Genomic DNA, 16,653 nt, shown 5'->3' on the forward strand with positions numbered 1-16,653 from the left:
GCGACGGGGTCGTGCCTCGTGAACCGGTGGTGCGGATGGTGGTGGTCGGGCCGTACTCCGCTGGTGACGTGCCGCCACCCGACCACCACCCGACTGCTTCCGGGAACCGCGCCCGCCGCCGCAGCTTGCCGGCTTGCAGCGGCGGGGTCATCACCCCGGAGCAGGTCTGGGTATCGTCGGCCGGGTCCGCGTCGTGTCCGGCTTCCCCGGCTCGGTGGGGTAACCACTCCGAGGGACCGGACGGAGACGCTGAGTGATCCGTGCCATACGGACAGACTGCATCAGGGACGTGCTTCATGCAAGTTGCACGTCGACTTTTGCCGATACGTGAGCGTGTCGCGCGAAAGGCCTATTGAAGCCATCCGCGTCCGGACGGCACACTGAGGGCCGGTATCGCCCGTCGCGGCCGGCCGAGGACCGGCACCACCCCCTTCGTCGCGAACGCTCGCCGGTCGACGGTCGCGCCCCCGGCGGGTGTCACCCAGTGGCGCGTGACCGGAGGTAGCCCGAGTGGGGTCGAGCAGCCAGCGGCGGAGACCAGTGGCGCACGGGTTGCGCCATGAGTGAGAGGCGCAGTCCCACCATCAGACGGCGACGGCTCGGTGCCGAGCTACGCCGCCAGCGGGAGTCCGCCGGAATCACCATCGAGGTGGTCGCCGAGCAGTTGGAGTGCTCCGCCTCGAAGGTCTCCCGGATCGAGACCGGCCACACCACAGCCACCCCTCGCGACGTGCGGGACATGCTGCGGATCTACGGCGTGGTCGGCGCCGAGAGCGACGAGCTCGTGCAGATCGCCCGGGAGGCGCGCCAGAAGGGCTGGTGGCACCCGTACAGCACGGTGCTCGTCGGCGCGTACGTCGGGCTGGAGGCGGCGGCGAGTTCGATCCGGGCATACGAGCAGCAGGTCGTGCCGGGTCTGCTGGAGACCGAGGAGTACGCCAGCGCCATGATCCGCGCCGCTCGGCCGGACTTCACCCCCGACCAGGTGCACCAGAGAGTGCGTGTCCGTCTGGGCCGTCAGTCGTTATTGACCCAGGACGATCCGGTCGATCTGTGGGTGGTGCTCGATGAGGCGGTGGTAAGTCGGCCGGTGGGCGGGGACGAGGTGATGCGCGGCCAGCTCAAGCGGTTGGTCGAGGTGGCCGAGTTGCCGAACGTGACGCTGCAGATCCTGCCGTTCGAGGTTGGTGCGCATGCCGGCATGGACGGCACTTTCACGATCCTCAGCTTCCCTGAGCCCGGTGATCCGGATGTTGTGTACGCGGAGAACGCCACGGGTGGGCTTTTCCTCGAGAAGAGCGACGAACTACAGAAGTACAGCTTCATCTTCGATCACATCCGCGCTGCGGCCATACGTCCGGAGGAGTCCGTCGCACACATCGCAAAACTGGCAGAGGAGCCGTTGTGGAAATGGCGACCAAGGGGTTCCCCGTGAACCTGGCGCAGGCAGCATGGTTCAAGAGCTCGAAGAGCGGGCCGAACTGTGACAACTGCGTGGAGGTGGCATACGTGACGGGGGCGGTCGGAGTGCGGGACTCGAAGGACAAGGCGGGCCCAGCCCTGGTCTTCGCGCCGGGTGACTGGCACGCCTTCGTCGCCGGCACCCGGGGCGGTGCGTTCGGCGTGGCCTGACCGAGTGGTCAACGAAGTCCCCGTCCGGTCCTCCGGACGGGGACTTTGCCACGGCCGGGGAAAAGCCCTGGTGGGAGGCCGGTTCGTGACGGTGGTGGGTGAGGTTCCGTGGGCGATCCCGTCGCCACAACGCGCCCGTCTCGTTGAACCGGTCGGTACGGCGATGGCCAACGGTCTGCCGCACCGACCCGCAACCGAGCGAGTAGGCGAGACGGATGACGACGATCGGTTCAGACAATCTCACCAACGGTCCGGCCAAGCCGGAACGATTCGGTGGCAAGTACCGCGGCGCCCGTCGGGACACCGTTCTGACCGAGGTGGTTTCGACGGACCAGGAGTTGAGCGGGCGGGAGGGCTCCTCCGAGTCGACGGACCCGCCGCTCTCGCTGCCCTCGCTGGACCCGAATCCGCTGATCGAGCCGTCGTTTCCGCCGACTGGCTGGCCGATGGAGTCCACCGAGTCCCTTGCCGACCATCCGTTGCTGCGTGGCCTCCTGATGGAGTTGCCGCCGAAGGGCAGTGCGCCGCCGCAGGAGTGGCTGGACCGTTGGTTCGAAGCGACCAGGGCAATCCTGGAGCTGCTATACGTGCAGGGGGTTGGTCGCCCGCGTTGACCGTGGCACGTCGGGCTGGGCCCGCTCGGCGAGACGGCTGTGGCGTAGCGCGTGCCGGACCGCGATGGCGGCCACCGCGAGCGCGCCCACGGTGATCGCCGGCCCGGTGACACTCGGATCGGCGCCGAGGTCGGTGCCGGTCGCCGCGATCACCGCAGGCACCGTGGCCAGGGCGGTCACCTGCAGTGGCAGCCCGAGCAGCGGGTGGGCCGCGGCGGCGCGCAGCCCGTGCGGCGCAGGTGTCGCGGGCGCGCTGGCGAAGGCGCCCGCGCCGGCCCACAGCCGGCGGACCCGGCGTACCGAGCAGACCGCGGCCACGAGCGCCGGCCCGGCCGCCAGGCCGAGCCCGGCGGCGGCCCGGTCGACCGGCGTGGTGCCGGCGCTGAGCAGACCGCCGCCGAGCACGGCCGCGGTGAGCGCCACCCCGGTCAGGGTCAACACCAGCAACCATCCGGTACGCCGGCGCAGCACGCGGGTGTTGTGCAGCCGAGGGAGGCCGTCGGCAACAACGCCGGCGGCCAACCAGAGGGCGGCGACCGGAAGCAGGATGGTGAGCTGACTCTCCATGTTCGAGAGTCTTTCCCGGATCGACGCGAGGCGAATCCGGGCCGGTCCCCCGTTCGTCCCGGACGTCGTGCCCGTAGGGGGCATCCTCCTGGAGTTATGGACGTTTCGACATGTCCAACTGCCTGTGCCCTGATCTACCCTCAGCTGGATCGGCAATGGTCGATTGATTCAGGGGACCGGCGGTCGCGTTCCGCCGCCGGTCGGAGGGAGGTAGGAAATGGGTCTTCCACGAAGGTCCGTGCTGGTCGGGGTGGCCGCAGCGACCATGCTGGCCGTCGGCGCCCCAGCGCTGGCAGCCGAACCCACCGGAGCGGTCCGGGCCGCGGGCGGTCCCACCGCCGTGCCGGACAGCTACATCGTCGTACTCAAGGACAGCGCGGTGGCCCGGGACCGGGTCGGTGACACCGCGAAGCGGCTCTCCGGCCGCCACGGTGGCACGGTGGCCCGCACCTACGGCGCGGCGCTGCGCGGCTTCGAGGTCAAGGTCAGCGCGAGCGCGGCGGCGCGGATCGCGGCCGACCCGGCGGTGGCGTACGTCGAGCAGAACCACACCGTGTCGATCTCCGGAACGCAGGCCAACCCGCCCTCCTGGGGCCTGGACCGGATCGATCAGCGCAACCTGCCGCTGGACAGCTCCTACACCTACCCGAACACGGCGAGCAACGTGCACGCCTACATCATCGACACCGGCATCAAGTTCTCCCACAACGACTTCGGTGGCCGGGCGACCTCCGGCTACGACGCGGTGGACGGCGGCTCGGCCGACGACTGCAACGGGCACGGCACGCACGTCGCCGGCACCGTCGGCGGTTCCTCGTACGGGGTGGCCAAGGCCGTCCAGCTCGTCGGCGTACGGGTGCTGAACTGCTCCGGCAGCGGCACCAACGCCGGCGTGATCGGCGGTGTCGACTGGGTCACCGCGAACGCGATCAAGCCGGCCGTGGCCAACATGAGCCTCGGCGGCGGCGCGAACACCTCACTGGACAACGCCGTCCGCAACTCGATCGCCTCGGGTGTGACGTACGGCCTGGCGGCCGGCAACGACAGCGGCGCGAACGCCTGCAACACCTCGCCGGCGCGCACCACGGAAGCCATCACGGTCGGCTCGACGACCAACACGGACGCCCGGTCGTCGTTCTCCAACATCGGCACCTGCCTGGACATCTTCGCGCCCGGCTCGTCGATCACCTCGGCCTGGTACACGAGCAATACCGCCACCAACACGATCAGCGGCACCTCGATGGCCACGCCCCACGTGGTCGGAGCGGCGGCCCTGGTGGCCAGCGCCAACCCGGGCTGGACCCCGGCGCAGGTCCGCAACCAACTGGTGGCCAACGCGACCCCCAACGTGGTCTCCAACCCCGGCTCGGGTTCGCCGAACCTGTTGCTCAACGTGGGCACCGGCACCACCCCGCCGCCGCCCACCGGCTGCACCGGCACCAACGGCTCCGACGTGTCGATCCCGGACGCCGGCGCCGCGGTCACCAGCTCGATCACCATCTCCGGCTGTGGACGCAACGCCTCGTCGACCTCCACCGTCGCGGTGAACATCGTGCACACCTACCGCGGTGACCTGGTCATCGACCTGCTCGCGCCGGACGGCAGCGCGTACCGGTTGAAGAACAGCAGCACCTCGGACAGCGCCGACAACGTGAACGCCACGTACACGGTCAACGTGTCCGGTGAGGCCGCCGACGGCATCTGGCGGCTCCAGGTGCGGGACACCTACTCGGCCGACACCGGCTACATCAACACCTGGACCCTGACCGTCTGACCGGTCTCCCACGGCCGAGGCCCCACCGGAAGACCGGTGGGGCCTCGTGCCGTACGGGATCGGGTCAGACCGAGAAGGTGGCCGGCATTTCGGTGGCCGGCGCCGGCGGGCGGGCCTTCCACAGGCCGGTCTTCTGGGCGGCGAGCCGGCTCAGGTAGGCCGGGTTGAGGATGACGTAGCGGCGCCAGAGCCTCTTCGGCTCCAGACCCAGACGCCAGAACCACTCCAGGCCGGCGCGCTGCATCCATGACGGGGGCTGGCGGAGCAGCCCGGCGTGGTAGTCGAAGGCCGCGCCGACCGCCATCAGCGGCATGTCGAGCAGCGGTCGCATGGCGTACGCGAAGACTTCCTGGCGCGGGCAGCCGAGCCCCACCAGGACCAGCCGGGCGCCGCTGGAACGGATCCGGTCGGCGATCTCGGCATCCTCACCGGGCTGGGCGGCACGGAACTTCGACGGCTCCACCCCGGCGATCTTCAGCGCCGGGAACATCCGCTCCAGGGCCGGGATCAACCTGGCGAGGGTCTCCTCGGTCGAGCCGTACAGGTAGACCGGAAGGCCTTCGTCGGCGAAGCGCGACAGCACGTGCAGTGTCAGCGTCGGCCCGTAGACCCGGTCGGTGAGCCCAGCGTGGTGCAGCAGGTTGAGCGCCCAGCGCACCGGCTGCCCGTCCGGAGTGACCACGTCAAAGGAGTTGAGCCGCGCGTTGTGCGCCGGGTCCAGCACTCCGGTCATCACGCCGTGCACGGCCAGCGCGGTCAGCGCGAGCGGGCGCCGCTCGTGCGCCGCGGTCACCACCGCATCGGTCGCCGTGGCGTAGTCGGTGGCGTCGACCAGGACACCGAGGACGTTGCGCTTGGTCCGTGGCGTGGTCATGACTGGGGCACCCATTTGCCTACGTTGGCCTCGTAGATCTCGCGCAGGATCATCGGCACGTCGTATGTGATCTTCCAGTCCGGGTACTGCTCCTCAAACCGGGCCATGCTGCTGACGTACCACTGGTGGTCGCCGGTGCGGTTCTGCTCGACGTAGTTGATCCGTGCCTCGCGGCCGGTGATCTCCTCGGCGATCCGAAACGCCTCGATGTGGGAGGTGTTGGAGTGCCGGCCGCCGCCGAGGTTGTAGACCTCGGCGGAGCGCGGAGCCCGGAAGAACGCCTCGAACGCGGTCAGCACGTCACGCGAGTGGATCGCGTCGCGGACCATCTTGCCCTTGTAGCCGTACAGGTTGTATGTGCGGCCCTCCATGACGCAGCGCATCAGGTAGGCCAGGAATCCATGCAGCTCGGCCGCGGAGTGGGCCGGGCCGGTCAGCGTGCCGCCCCGGAAGCAGGCGGTCTTCATGTCGAAGTAGCGCCCGTACTCCTGGACCATCACGTCCGCGGCGACCTTGGAGGCGCCGAAGACCGAGTGCAGCGAGTGGTCGATCGACATCTCTTCGGTGATGCCCTGGTGCCAGCGGTGGTCCTCGGGCAGCTCGTACCGCGTCTCCAGCTCGACCAGCGGCAGGCTGTTGGGCCGGTCGCCATAGACCTTGTTGGTCGAGCAGTGGATGAACGGCGCATCGATCGCGTGCTGGCGGGTGTTCTCCAGGATGTTGAGCGTGCCGCCGGCGTTCACGTCGAAGTCCGTGTACGGCTCCTTGGCGGCCCAGTCGTGGCTCGGCTGCGCGGCGCTGTGAATCACCACGGCGATGTCCGAGCCGTACTTCTTGAAGACCTGCTCCAGGCCGTCCCGGTCCCGGATGTCCACCGCGTAATGGGTGTACGAGTTGCCCAGGTCCCGGCCGAGCCGCTCCAGGCTCCACGAGGTGGAGCCGTCCTCGCCGAAGAAATACCGGCGCATGTCGTTGTCGATGCCGACGACGTCCAGGCCGAGGCCGGCGAAGTGCCGGACCGCCTCGGAGCCGATCAGGCCACCCGACCCTGTCACCAACGCGACACTCACACGCCACTCCTGGTCCATCGGAGGCAGAATCCAACGCAGCATAGCGTGACGTCCGGCACGTCCCGATATGACGGAAGGGCCCCGCATCAAGCGGAGCCCTCGTCGGTGGTGGGGATGGGGGGAGTTGAACCCCCACGCCCTTTCGGGCACACGGACCTGAACCGTGCGCGTCTGCCATTCCGCCACATCCCCGTGGCACGACCCGGAACACTGTAGCCGCCCCGGTCCCCCTGTCTCCAGCGGGCCTCGGGAATACTACGCTGTCCCTGGCGCTCGCCACGAGCGGTTACCGTTCGTGGCGGACGAAAGATTAGCACGACAGTCCCGGCCCTTCCGAGCGGGTCGAGAGCAGCCGGCCGAGCGGCGTGTGAGCTGCGCGCGCGCCGGCCGGATACCATCATGTCCTCGGGACCCGAGGAGGAGCCGGTGAGCGTGCTGCAACGCTTCGAGAAGCGTCTGGAAGGCCTGGTCGAAGGGGCCTTTGCCAAGGTCTTCAAAGGGGTGGTCCACCCCGTGGAGATCCTCAACGCCATGCAGCGGGAGGCCGAGGCGCACAAGGCGATCCTGGCCGGTGGGCGCACGTTGGTGCCCAACCGCTACGTGATCGATCTCTCGCCGTTCGACCACAGTCGGCTGGCGCCGTACGCCGCTGCGCTGGCCCAGGAGTTGGCCCAGTCGCAGGCGGAGTTCATCGGCGAGCAGGCCTGGACTGTCTACGGCGACGTGATCGTCGAGATCGAGCGAGGCGAGGGCCTGGACACGGGCATGTTCCGTGTCACGGCCGAGGTCTACACCGGCGGCGAGGTCGCCCCGGTGTCGGCACCCGGCTACGACGCCGGCCCGCCCGCCTACCCCGCGTACGACCAGGGCGGTGGCTACGGCCCCCCGCCTGGGCACGGTGGCGGTCGCAACGTGCGGCTGGTCTCCGGCGACGGTCGCACCTACCCCCTCCAGATGGGGTCGACGGTGATCGGTCGCGGCGACCAGGCCAACCTGCGCCTGCCCGACGTCGGCATCTCCCGGCGACACGCCCGGCTGGATTTCGACGGGGGCCAGGTCGTGCTGACCGATCTGGGGTCGACCAACGGCACCATGGTCAACGGGCAGCGGGTCTCCGCCGTCGCTCTGAACCCCGGTGACATGGTCCAGCTCGGCACCACGACGCTGACCTTCCGCGTGGACGGCTGACCCGCCTTGCCGGAACTGGTCATCACGGTTGCCCGGTTCGGGTTCCTGATCCTGCTGTGGATCTTCGTGTTCACGGTGGTCGGCGTGATCCGGCGGGATCTCTTCGCGGGCGCCCGGTCCGGTCGTCTGGTCGCCGCACCACGCGCGGTGGGAGCCTCGACCGGGCAGGGGGCGAAGCCGGCGAAGGTGAAACGGGGCAGGGCGGCGCACCAGATGGTGGTGACGGCCGGGCAACTGGCCGGCACCAGGATCACTCTGGGTGAAGCGCAGATCACCATTGGTCGGGCCGAGGACTCCACCCTGGTCATCACCGACGACTACGCCTCCGCGCGACACGCCCGGCTCGTGCCACGTGACGGGCAGTGGTACGTCGAGGACCTTGGCTCGACTAACGGCACGTACCTCGATCGCGCTAAGGTCACCGGACCAACCCCCGTCCCCCTCGGCGTGCCGATCCGGATCGGCCGCACTTCCCTCGAATTACGGCCATGACTCTGACCCTGCGCTATGCGGCCCACAGCGACCGCGGTCTGATCCGAGACGGCAATCAAGACTCCGTCTACGCCGGGCCGCGGCTACTCGCCGTTGCCGACGGCATGGGCGGTATGGCCGCCGGTGACGTCGCCAGCAACATCGTCATCGGTGCCATGGCGCCGCTCGACGAGGACGTCCCGGGGGACGCCCTCGTCGATGCGTTGCGTTCGGCCGTCGGCACCGCCAACCAACAACTCCGCGACACGGTGGACGCCAACCCGCAGTTGGAGGGGATGGGCACCACACTGACGGCGACCCTCTTCACCGGCAGCAAGCTGGGAATGGTCCACATCGGTGACTCGCGGGCCTACCTGCTGCGTAACGGCGAGTTCGCGCAGATCACCAAGGACGACACCTACGTCCAGATGCTCGTCGACGAAGGCCGGATCAGCGCAGAGGAGGCGAGCAGCCACCCGCAGCGGTCGTTGCTCACCCGAGCGCTGGACGGCCGGGACATCGACCCGGAGTACTCGGTGCGCCAGGTTCTGCCCGGCGACCGGTACCTGATCTGCTCCGACGGCCTCTCGGGTGTGGTCAGCGCCGAAACCATCGGCGAGACCCTGCGGGAATACGTCGACCCGCAGAAGTGCGTCGAGCGGCTGGTGCAGCTCGCGCTGCGCGGCGGCGGTCCGGACAACATCACGGTGATCATCGCCGACGCGACGGATCAGGACATCGTGGAGGCGACCCCCATCGTCGGCGGCGCCGCCGCCCGCGACCGGGGCATGGCGACCTCCGCGGACGACTCGACCCCGGCCGCACGGGCATCGGCGCTCTCCGCGCCGCGCCCGCCCGCGCCGGAGGAGCCGGCAGCATCGGACGACGAATCGGACCGGCCGAAGCGCCGCCCGGTGCGGACCGCAGCCATGGCCCTGGCCCTGCTGATCATCGTGGGCGGAGCAGCCTTCGGCGGCTGGACGTACACCCAGCGGCAGTACTACGTGGGAGCCACCGACGAGGGCCAGGTCGCCGTCTTCCGTGGCGTCCAGGGTCAGATCGCCGGGATGGACCTCTCCGCCGTGCACCGGCGCAGCGGCACCCGACTGGACGACCTCACGGTCGCCGCGCAGGACACCGTCAAGGTCGGCATCCGGGCCAAGAACGAGCCGGACGCCGAGCGTCAGCTCGCCGAGCTGACCAGCGACACCCCGAGCAACCCCAACCTGAAGCCGCTCTGTCCCCTCGACCCGACCGGCACGGTGGGCGGCACTCCGACGCCCCCGTCGACTGGCACGACGCCGACCCCGAACGGCAGCCCGAGCGCCGATGCGTCGGTGACCCCCAACGGGGTTGCCAGCGCAAGCCCGACCGTCGGTGCCACCGACGCCGTCGGTGCGACCGGCCCGACCACCACACCCGACGTCACGCCCTCCGATTCGGCCACACCGGCGCTCGACCCGGCCGGTTGCCGGTCTCCTGAGTGAGCGTCGGCTGAGATCCAGAGGACTCCACCCGTGACCGTAGCGGCCACACCGGCACCCTCGCCCGCCACCGCGGGCGAGCAGTCCGGCGTACGCCTGGCGCGGTCGCGCCGCAACGCCGAGCTGTCCCTGCTGCTGCTCGCGATGGTGCTGGTGGCCGCGTACGGGGCGACCGTCGAAGCGAACCTGCTGGACACGGTCACCCCGGATTTCTGGATGCCCGCAGCCGCGCTCGGTGCGGTCTTCCTCGGGTTGCACCTGGTCATCCGGTTCCTCGCCCCGTTCGCCGACCCGGCCCTGCTGCCGGCGGTGGCCCTGCTCAACGGGCTCGGGGTGGGCTTCCTGCGTCGGATCGACCTCGGCGACGCCCCGGTGCCCGAGCGCGAGAGCCTGGCCATCTTCGCCGGGATCGGGGGGCGGCAGCTCGCGTGGACGCTCGCCTCGGTGATCCTCGCAGCCGGGCTGCTCGCCCTGATGCGCGACCACCGGTCGATCTCCCGGTACGCGTACACCCTGGGGTTGGCCGGCATCGTGCTGGTGATGCTCCCGGCGGTGCTGCCGTCGAGCATCTCCGAGATCAACGGTGCGAAGCTGTGGGTCCGGGTGGGCGGTTTCTCCATCCAGCCGGGTGAGTTCGCCAAGCTGGCGCTGCTGGTGTTCTTCGCCTACTACCTGGTCCGCAAGCGCGAGGTGCTCTCGCTGGCCAGTCGACGCTTCCTCGGCATCGACTTCCCCCGTGGCCGGGACCTCGGCCCGGTGGTCGGCGTCTGGTTGGTCAGCCTCCTCGTCCTGATCTTCGAGAAGGACCTGGGCACCTCGCTGCTCTACTTCGGCATGTTCGTGGTGACGCTCTACATCGCCACCGAACGGGTCAGCTGGCTGCTGATCGGCCTGGTCCTCTTCTTCGGCGGCGCCTATCTCGCCTACGTCCTCGGTTCGACGGTCGGCGGGCCGTTCGCCAACTTCTACGTGCGTGCCGAGATCTGGCTGGACCCGTTCGCCGACCCGACCGACAAGGGCTACCAACTCGTCCAGGGGCTGCTCGCCCTTGGCACGGGCGGGCTCTTCGGTGCGGGGCCGGGCGGCGGCCAGCCGGAGATCCTGCCCGAGGTGCAGAACGACTTCATCTTCGCCGGCCTCGGTGAGGAGCTCGGCCTCTTCGGCCTCTCCGCGCTGCTGGTCGTCTACCTGCTGATCGTGGAGCGAGGGTTGCGTGCCGCGCTCGCGGTCCGGGACTCGTTCGGCAAGCTGCTCGCCGGCGGTCTGGCGTTCACCCTCGGCCTCCAGGTCTTCGTGATCGTCGGTGGGATCAGCAAGCTCATCCCGCTGACCGGTCAGACCACCCCGTTCCTGTCCGCCGGTGGCTCGTCGTTGATGGCCAACTGGTTGCTCATCGCGGTGCTGCTGCGGGTCTCCGACGGAGCCCGCCGGCCGGTGGGCGGGAGCACCAGCAAGGCTGCCCGACCCACCGGTGGCCGGCCCGAGCAGCTGCACGGTGCTCCCACGGAGGTGATCAAGCCGTGAACGCACCACTGCGCCGCGTCGGCGTTGTCGTCATGGTCCTGTTCGGCCTGCTCTTCGCGAACCTCAACTGGGTTCAGTTCCAGAAGGCCGACGAATACCGCACCAGCGACTACAACGGTCGGGTCCAGGTCGCCGACTACAAGAGCAAGCGCGGCAACATCGAGGCTGGTGGCACCGCGCTGGCCACCAGCAAGGAGACCACCGGCAAGCTGAAGTTCCAGCGCACCTACCCGGGCGGCGCGAAGTACGCACACGTGCTCGGCTACAAGCCGGTCAACCTCGCCGAGACCGGCATCGAGCGCGTGGAGAACGACTTCCTGGCCGGCACCAGCGACAATTTGATCGGCGACCGGTTCAAGGACATGTTCACCGGCGACGACACCGGTGGCGGCAACGTGCTGCTCACGCTCTCCAAGCGGGCTCAGGACACGGCGTACGACCAACTGCGCAACAACCAGGTGGGGGCGAAGAAGGGCGCGGTGATCGCCATCGACCCGCGTACCGGCGCCGTTCAGGCGCTGGTCTCCATGCCCAGCTTCGACCCGAACCCGCTGGCCAGCCACGACGGCAGCGAGGCAACTGCGGCGTTCAACAAGCTGGAAAAGGACCCGGACGGCCCGCTGAAGAACCGCGCGCTCTCCGAGACGCTGCCGCCGGGCTCCACCTTCAAGATCGTGGTCGCTGCGGCAGCGCTGGAGAACGGGATCAGCAAGACCACCCAGATCCCGGCCGGATCCACCTGGACCCCGCCCACCTCGGGCAGCCCGATCCGCAACGCCGCTGCGTCGATCTGCCCGGAGCCGAAGGTGACCCTGATGGAGGCGGTCACCGAGTCGTGCAACACCGGTTTCGCCCAGCTCGGTGTGCGGCTCGGTGCCGAGACCCTCAAGGAGAAGGCCCGGCAGTTCGGCTTCGAGCAGGAGGACCTCACCGTCGGTCAGCTCGGCGAGGGGGGCCTGCGCACGGAGGCCAGCCGGACCGGGGACATGCAGAACCCCGACGGCAGCACCGACCCGGCCGCGCTGGCCCAGTCCTCGATCGGCCAGAACAACGTCCGGATGACCCCGCTCGAAGGCGCCATGATCGCCGGTGCGGTCGCCAACAACGGCAGCCAGATGCGGCCGTACCTGGTGCGGCAGTTGCTCGCTCCGGACCGGACCACCAGCTACTACACCGCCAGCGCCCGTGAGCTGCGCCAGCCGGTCGACGCGCAGGTCGCTACCGACCTGCGCGAGATGATGGTCAGCGTGGTCGAGAACGGCACCGGGCGGAAGGCCGCGATCAACGGCTACACGGTCGGTGGCAAGACCGGCACCGCGCAGTCCGCTCCGGACCGGCCCGACCACGGTTGGTTCATCGGCTTCGCGCTGGACAAGAACGGCACTCCGGTCTCCGCGGTCTGCGTGATGTTGGAGCAGGCCGGCTCCGGCGGCAGCGCCGAGGCGGCCCGGATCGCCGGGCAGGTCATGAAGGCCGCCATCGCCGACCCCGGGGGTCGCTGATGCTGAGCCCCGGCGTTCAGCTCGGCAACCGCTACCGTCTCGACGAGCGGATCGCCAGCGGCGGCATGGGCGACGTCTGGCGCGGCACCGACCAGGTGCTCGGCCGGACGGTCGCGGTCAAGAGCCTGCTGCCCGCGCTGCTCGACGACCCGGACTTCGCCGAGCGGTTCCGCGGTGAGGCTCGCACCATGGCCACCATCAACCATCCGGGCGTGGTCGACGTCTACGACTTCGGCAACGACCAGCAGATCGCGTTCCTGGTCATGGAGTACGTCGAGGGCGACGCCCTGTCGTCCACGCTGAGCCGGGTCGGCCGGCTCACCCCGGCCCGGACGATGGCCCTCGTCGCCCAGGCCGCGGACGCGTTGCACGCGGCGCACGAGAAGGGCATCGTGCACCGCGACGTGAAGCCGGGCAACCTGCTGGTCCGGCCGAACGGCACGCTGGTGCTGACCGACTTCGGCATCGCCCGCTCCGACATGGTCGGCCAGCTCACCGCCGCCGGTTCGGTGCTCGGCACCGCCTCGTACATCTCGCCTGAGCAGGCCACCGGCGGCGTGGCGACCCCGGCATCCGATGTGTACGCGCTCGGCGTTGTCGCCTACCAGTGCCTGGCCGGTCGGCGCCCGTTCGAGGGTGACAACCCGCTCGACATCGCGATGCAGCACGTGCGGGAGAAGCCCCGGCCGTTGCCCGCCGACATCCCGCCGCAGGTGCGCCAGGTGGTGGAACGGGCGCTGGCCAAGGACCCGGCCGCCCGGTGGCCGAGCGCCGCCGCACTCGCCGGGGTCGCCCGCCAGCTCAAGGTCACGCTCTCCCAGCAGGCCAGAGCCGGTGGCAACTCCGGGCCCGTCTCCGTGGCGCCGGCATCGCCCGCCGCGCCCGGCCGGGCCCAGGTGCCGCAGGCACACCAGATGCGCCCACCAGGCGCCCGCCCACCGGCCGCCGGGCCGAGGTCGACAGCGGTCGCGCCAGCCCAGCAGCAGCCGCGCCCCACCGCCGTCGCGCCGGCAGTCCAGCCCGCCCGGCCGCCGATGGCACCGAACGGGTATCCGCGCGGCGCCGCCTCGGTGCCGTCGGCACCGCCCCGCCAGGAACACTCACCGGCGTACGTCCGGCAGGCCGGCCCGTCGGTGCCGTCGCCCGGTCCCCGCCGGTCCCGGCCCGGGATGGTCCTTCTGGCCATCCTGCTGGCCGTGCTGGTCCTACTCTGCTCCGGCGTGATTTCCTACAACCTGCGGAAGCAGTCGCAGGCCGGTGAACACGCCGGGATGACTCCACGTGCCGTTACGTCCGGCGCGCTACGACTCGACGGGCGCGACGATCCGACCCGAACGTCGTACCGTCGGGAGGTACGACTCCAGCCGGGCTACGGCGGGACGACGACGAGCGAAGGACGACAGACGCGATGACAGCGCAGGCCCGCCTGCTCGGTGGCAGGTACCAGGTCGGCGAGCTGCTCGGCTACGGCGGCATGGCCGAGGTGCACCGCGGTCGCGACCTCCGGCTCGGTCGGGACGTCGCGATCAAGATGCTCCGTACCGACCTGGCCCGGGACGCGACGTTCCAGATGCGATTCCGTCGGGAGGCGCAGAACGCCGCCTCGCTCAACCACCCGGCGATCGTGGCGGTCTACGACACCGGCGAGGAGACCGCGCCGACCGGCGAGACACTGCCGTTCATCGTGATGGAGTTCGTCAACGGGCGGACCTTGAAGGAGGTCCTCGGCGCCGAGGGGCGGTTGCAGCCGCGCCGGGCGTTGGAGATCTGCGCCGACATGTGTGCGGCCCTGGAGTTCAGCCACCGGCACGGCATCATCCACCGCGACATCAAGCCGGGCAACGTGATGCTCACCCAGACCGGCCAGGTCAAGGTGATGGACTTCGGCATCGCCCGCGCGCTCGCCAGCGGTGCGACCACCATGACGCAGACCAGCGCGGTGATCGGCACGGCGCAGTACCTGTCCCCGGAGCAGGCGCGCGGCGAGGCCGTCGACGCCCGCTCCGACGTGTACGCGGCCGGCTGTGTGCTCTTCGAGCTGGTCTGCGGGCACCCGCCGTTCGTCGGGGACAGCCCGGTCAGCGTCGCCTACCAGCACGTACGGGAGACGCCGCCGACGCCGAGCGACATCAACCCGGATGTCACCCCGGCGATCGACGCGATCGTCCTGAAGGCGCTGTCGAAGAACCCGCTCAACCGCTACCAGAGTGCTGGCGAGATGCGGGCCGACCTGCTCCGTGCCGCCGCCGGCCGGCCCGTGCTGGCCACCCCGGTCATGACCGAGGCGGAGACGGTGGCGATGGCGCCGGCCGCGGGCCGGGGCGGCTACCCGGCTCCCGCCGGTGGGCCCCAGACCGGGCAGATGGCACGAGTGGGCGATCCGCGCCAACGCAAGGCGTCCTCCTGGCTGATCGCGACGTTCAGCGCAGTCGGCGTGCTGGCGGTGATCGCCTTGGTCGCGGCCCTGCTCTGGAGCCAGCAGCAGGACAAGGCCAACAAGTCGGTGCCGGCCCTGGTCGGCAAGGACCAGGCCGCAGCGGTCGCCGCGATCAGCGGCGCCGACCTCCAACCGCGGGTGGGCGAGTCGGTCTTCACCAACGACTGCACGAAGAACACCGTTGCCAAGCAGGACCCCCCGCAGGGCACTCGGCTGAAGCAGGCCAGCACGGTGACCATCCAGCTCTGCGGTGGCAAGCCCGACGTGAAGATTCCACCGAATCTGATCAACGCGCAGTTCGACAACGTCAAGACCCAACTCGAGGGCCTGGGGTTGAAGGTCGACGAGAAGAATGTCGACAATCCCGCGCAGGAGGGCATCGTCCTCAAGCTGACCCCACCCTCGGGCACCACCGTCCCGCAGGACAGCAAGGTCACCGTCGAGGTCTCGAAGGGCAACGTCAACAAGGTGCCCAACGTGGTCAACTCCACCCGGGACGAGGCCGCCCAGGAACTTCGCGAGGCGGGCTACAAGGTCGAGTTCCGGGACGGCGACGAGGTGCCGGCCAGCCAGGCCGGCCGGGTGCAGAAGCAGAGCCCCAACGCCGGCACGTCGCTGGCGAAGGACAGGACCGTGACCATCGAGATCGGCATCCCGGAGAAGGTCGTCGACCCGACGCCTACCGTGACGCCGTCCGGTACGCCGTCTGCCACGCCGACCACTCCCGGCAACGGGGGCGGCATAGGTCTGCCGTTCCCGCCCCCGCCGACCCGGCTCCCCGAGGACTAGTCCGACGCCCTCGGGCTCGGTCATCGGTATGACGGACGTCGAAGCCTCCGGGCCGGTGAGCGGCCGGTTTCGTCGCCTCCGCCGGGTGGTCGTCCTGGGCATCGCCGTGCTGATCCTCATCAGCCTTCCGTGGCTGTGGACGACCTTTGCCGCGCGCGGCCACGTGCACGACGAAGCGGATGCGCCGTCCGCCGACGTGGTGATCGTCCTCGGCACCGCGGTGTCGGCCGATCGGCAGCGGCCAGGTGATCGGCTCGCCGGTCGCCTGGAGACCGCCGCCGCACTGGTGACCAGCGGACGGGCAACTGTCGTCCTCGTCTCGGGCGACGGCGGCGGCACATCAGGTGACGAGCCGGCCGTGATGACGTCGTACCTCACCGAGCGAGGTGTCGACCCGCGACGCGTCGTGGCCGACCCGTTCGGTCTGGACACCTACGACAGTTGCGCCCGGGCCCGCGAGGTGTACGGCGTCGAGCGGGCACTGATCGTGACCCAGTCCTACCACCTGTCCCGGGCGGTGACGCTGTGTCGCCATCTTGGCCTCGATGTCGACGGGGTGGTCGCCCGGTGCGACGGTTGCGGCCCTGCCCTGCTGGCCGAGAAGTCGGTCCGTGACTACTTCGCCAGTGGCAAGGCGGCGTGGGACGCGCTCCGGGGACGCGCTCCGGCCGTCCGCTCGCCCGCTGACCCGGCGGTCCAGAACGCGCTACGGAGCTGACCCGACCCG

At 70.0% G+C, this 16,653-nt stretch carries 15 protein-coding genes and 1 tRNA gene; 12 read left to right on the forward strand and 4 right to left on the reverse strand.

Translation table 11 applies throughout. The features are described 5' to 3' along the window. The first annotated feature begins 559 nt into the window (after positions 1-559). The 3 genes from GA0070619_RS28350 (at position 560) to GA0070619_RS28360 (ending at position 2,246) form a co-directional block, all read left to right on the forward strand. Positions 560-1,435 carry a helix-turn-helix domain-containing protein gene (locus tag GA0070619_RS28350; RefSeq protein WP_088950845.1) on the forward strand — a complete coding sequence of 292 codons (876 nt, stop codon included), beginning with the start codon at positions 560-562 and terminating at the stop codon, positions 1,433-1,435. Beyond that, a complete protein-coding gene (locus tag GA0070619_RS28355; protein WP_088950846.1) occupies positions 1,411-1,632 on the forward strand; it encodes a DUF397 domain-containing protein in 222 nt (73 codons plus the stop codon). The genes GA0070619_RS28350 and GA0070619_RS28355 overlap by 25 nt, the downstream gene beginning before the upstream one ends. Before the next feature lie 215 nt (positions 1,633-1,847). Next, complete coding sequence (locus GA0070619_RS28360) at positions 1,848-2,246, forward strand: hypothetical protein (protein WP_088950847.1); 399 nt, start codon at positions 1,848-1,850, stop codon at positions 2,244-2,246. On the opposite strand, the gene GA0070619_RS28365 is transcribed toward GA0070619_RS28360, so the two are convergent. Further along, positions 2,214-2,813, reverse strand: coding sequence for a hypothetical protein (locus tag GA0070619_RS28365; protein ID WP_088950848.1), 600 nt, complete (start codon positions 2,811-2,813; stop codon positions 2,214-2,216). The genes GA0070619_RS28360 and GA0070619_RS28365 overlap by 33 nt on opposite strands. A 217-nt stretch (positions 2,814-3,030) precedes the next feature. Between GA0070619_RS28365 and GA0070619_RS28370 the strand changes: the two genes are divergently transcribed. Further along, on the forward strand, positions 3,031-4,587 hold the full coding sequence (locus tag GA0070619_RS28370; protein WP_088950849.1) for a S8 family peptidase: 1,557 nt from the start codon (positions 3,031-3,033) through the stop codon (positions 4,585-4,587). A gap of 64 nt (positions 4,588-4,651) precedes the next feature. Here the strand turns inward: GA0070619_RS28370 and GA0070619_RS28375 are convergent, their stop codons facing one another. The 3 genes from GA0070619_RS28375 to GA0070619_RS28385 all read right to left on the reverse strand — a co-directional run bounded on the left by GA0070619_RS28375 (position 4,652) and on the right by GA0070619_RS28385 (position 6,723). Next, positions 4,652-5,461: a WecB/TagA/CpsF family glycosyltransferase gene (locus tag GA0070619_RS28375; RefSeq protein ID WP_371408168.1), complete on the reverse strand. Its 810-nt coding sequence runs from the start codon at positions 5,459-5,461 to the stop codon at positions 4,652-4,654. Further along, positions 5,458-6,573, reverse strand: a complete 1,116-nt coding sequence (locus GA0070619_RS28380; RefSeq protein ID WP_172862135.1) for an NAD-dependent epimerase/dehydratase family protein — start codon at positions 6,571-6,573, stop codon at positions 5,458-5,460. Before GA0070619_RS28380 ends, GA0070619_RS28375 begins: the two co-directional genes overlap by 4 nt. 64 nt (positions 6,574-6,637) lie before the next feature. Further along, positions 6,638-6,723, reverse strand: a tRNA-Leu gene (locus GA0070619_RS28385). Positions 6,724-6,930: 207 nt separating this feature from the next. Here GA0070619_RS28385 and GA0070619_RS28390 point away from each other — a divergent pair. Genes GA0070619_RS28390 through GA0070619_RS28425 form a run of 8 tightly spaced genes read left to right on the forward strand, consistent with a single transcriptional unit; the run spans position 6,931 to position 16,644 of the window. Further along, positions 6,931-7,719, forward strand: a complete 789-nt coding sequence (locus GA0070619_RS28390) for an FhaA domain-containing protein (RefSeq protein ID WP_007454122.1) — start codon at positions 6,931-6,933, stop codon at positions 7,717-7,719. 6 nt (positions 7,720-7,725) lie between these two features. Next, a complete protein-coding gene (locus GA0070619_RS28395; RefSeq protein WP_088950851.1) occupies positions 7,726-8,211 on the forward strand; it encodes an FHA domain-containing protein FhaB/FipA in 486 nt (161 codons plus the stop codon). Then, on the forward strand, positions 8,208-9,677 hold the full coding sequence (locus GA0070619_RS28400) for a PP2C family protein-serine/threonine phosphatase (protein ID WP_088950852.1): 1,470 nt from the start codon (positions 8,208-8,210) through the stop codon (positions 9,675-9,677). The genes GA0070619_RS28395 and GA0070619_RS28400 overlap by 4 nt, the downstream gene beginning before the upstream one ends. A gap of 30 nt (positions 9,678-9,707) precedes the next feature. Beyond that, on the forward strand, positions 9,708-11,198 hold the full coding sequence (locus GA0070619_RS28405) for an FtsW/RodA/SpoVE family cell cycle protein (protein WP_088950853.1): 1,491 nt from the start codon (positions 9,708-9,710) through the stop codon (positions 11,196-11,198). Next, positions 11,195-12,700 carry a peptidoglycan D,D-transpeptidase FtsI family protein gene (locus GA0070619_RS28410; RefSeq protein ID WP_088950854.1) on the forward strand — a complete coding sequence of 502 codons (1,506 nt, stop codon included), beginning with the start codon at positions 11,195-11,197 and terminating at the stop codon, positions 12,698-12,700. The genes GA0070619_RS28405 and GA0070619_RS28410 overlap by 4 nt, the downstream gene beginning before the upstream one ends. Beyond that, a complete protein-coding gene (locus GA0070619_RS28415) occupies positions 12,700-14,112 on the forward strand; it encodes a serine/threonine-protein kinase (protein ID WP_088950855.1) in 1,413 nt (470 codons plus the stop codon). Before GA0070619_RS28410 ends, GA0070619_RS28415 begins: the two co-directional genes overlap by 1 nt. Next, positions 14,109-15,926: a Stk1 family PASTA domain-containing Ser/Thr kinase gene (pknB, locus tag GA0070619_RS28420; protein WP_088950856.1), complete on the forward strand. Its 1,818-nt coding sequence runs from the start codon at positions 14,109-14,111 to the stop codon at positions 15,924-15,926. Before GA0070619_RS28415 ends, pknB begins: the two co-directional genes overlap by 4 nt. A 28-nt stretch (positions 15,927-15,954) precedes the next feature. Next, positions 15,955-16,644 carry a SanA/YdcF family protein gene (locus tag GA0070619_RS28425; RefSeq protein WP_088950857.1) on the forward strand — a complete coding sequence of 230 codons (690 nt, stop codon included), beginning with the start codon at positions 15,955-15,957 and terminating at the stop codon, positions 16,642-16,644. Positions 16,645-16,653 lie beyond the last annotated feature (9 nt).

Origin of the sequence: Micromonospora zamorensis, assembly GCF_900090275.1 — a bacterium.
Classification (GTDB): Bacteria; Actinomycetota; Actinomycetes; order Mycobacteriales; family Micromonosporaceae; genus Micromonospora; species Micromonospora zamorensis.

Coding starts and splice junctions, on each gene's coding strand:
- GA0070619_RS28370 (WP_088950849.1), top strand. CDS start 3,031: ATGGGTCTTCCACGAAGGTCCGTGCTGGTCGGGGTGGCCGCAGCGACC.
- GA0070619_RS28375 (WP_371408168.1), bottom strand. CDS start 5,461: ATGACCACGCCACGGACCAAGCGCAACGTCCTCGGTGTCCTGGTCGAC.
- GA0070619_RS28360 (WP_088950847.1), top strand. CDS start 1,848: ATGACGACGATCGGTTCAGACAATCTCACCAACGGTCCGGCCAAGCCG.
- GA0070619_RS28365 (WP_088950848.1), bottom strand. CDS start 2,813: ATGGAGAGTCAGCTCACCATCCTGCTTCCGGTCGCCGCCCTCTGGTTG.
- GA0070619_RS28380 (WP_172862135.1), bottom strand. CDS start 6,573: ATGCTGCGTTGGATTCTGCCTCCGATGGACCAGGAGTGGCGTGTGAGT.
- GA0070619_RS28355 (WP_088950846.1), top strand. CDS start 1,411: ATGGCGACCAAGGGGTTCCCCGTGAACCTGGCGCAGGCAGCATGGTTC.
- pknB (WP_088950856.1), top strand. CDS start 14,109: ATGACAGCGCAGGCCCGCCTGCTCGGTGGCAGGTACCAGGTCGGCGAG.
- GA0070619_RS28415 (WP_088950855.1), top strand. CDS start 12,700: ATGCTGAGCCCCGGCGTTCAGCTCGGCAACCGCTACCGTCTCGACGAG.
- GA0070619_RS28400 (WP_088950852.1), top strand. CDS start 8,208: ATGACTCTGACCCTGCGCTATGCGGCCCACAGCGACCGCGGTCTGATC.
- GA0070619_RS28390 (WP_007454122.1), top strand. CDS start 6,931: ATGTCCTCGGGACCCGAGGAGGAGCCGGTGAGCGTGCTGCAACGCTTC.
- GA0070619_RS28350 (WP_088950845.1), top strand. CDS start 560: ATGAGTGAGAGGCGCAGTCCCACCATCAGACGGCGACGGCTCGGTGCC.
- GA0070619_RS28425 (WP_088950857.1), top strand. CDS start 15,955: ATGACGGACGTCGAAGCCTCCGGGCCGGTGAGCGGCCGGTTTCGTCGC.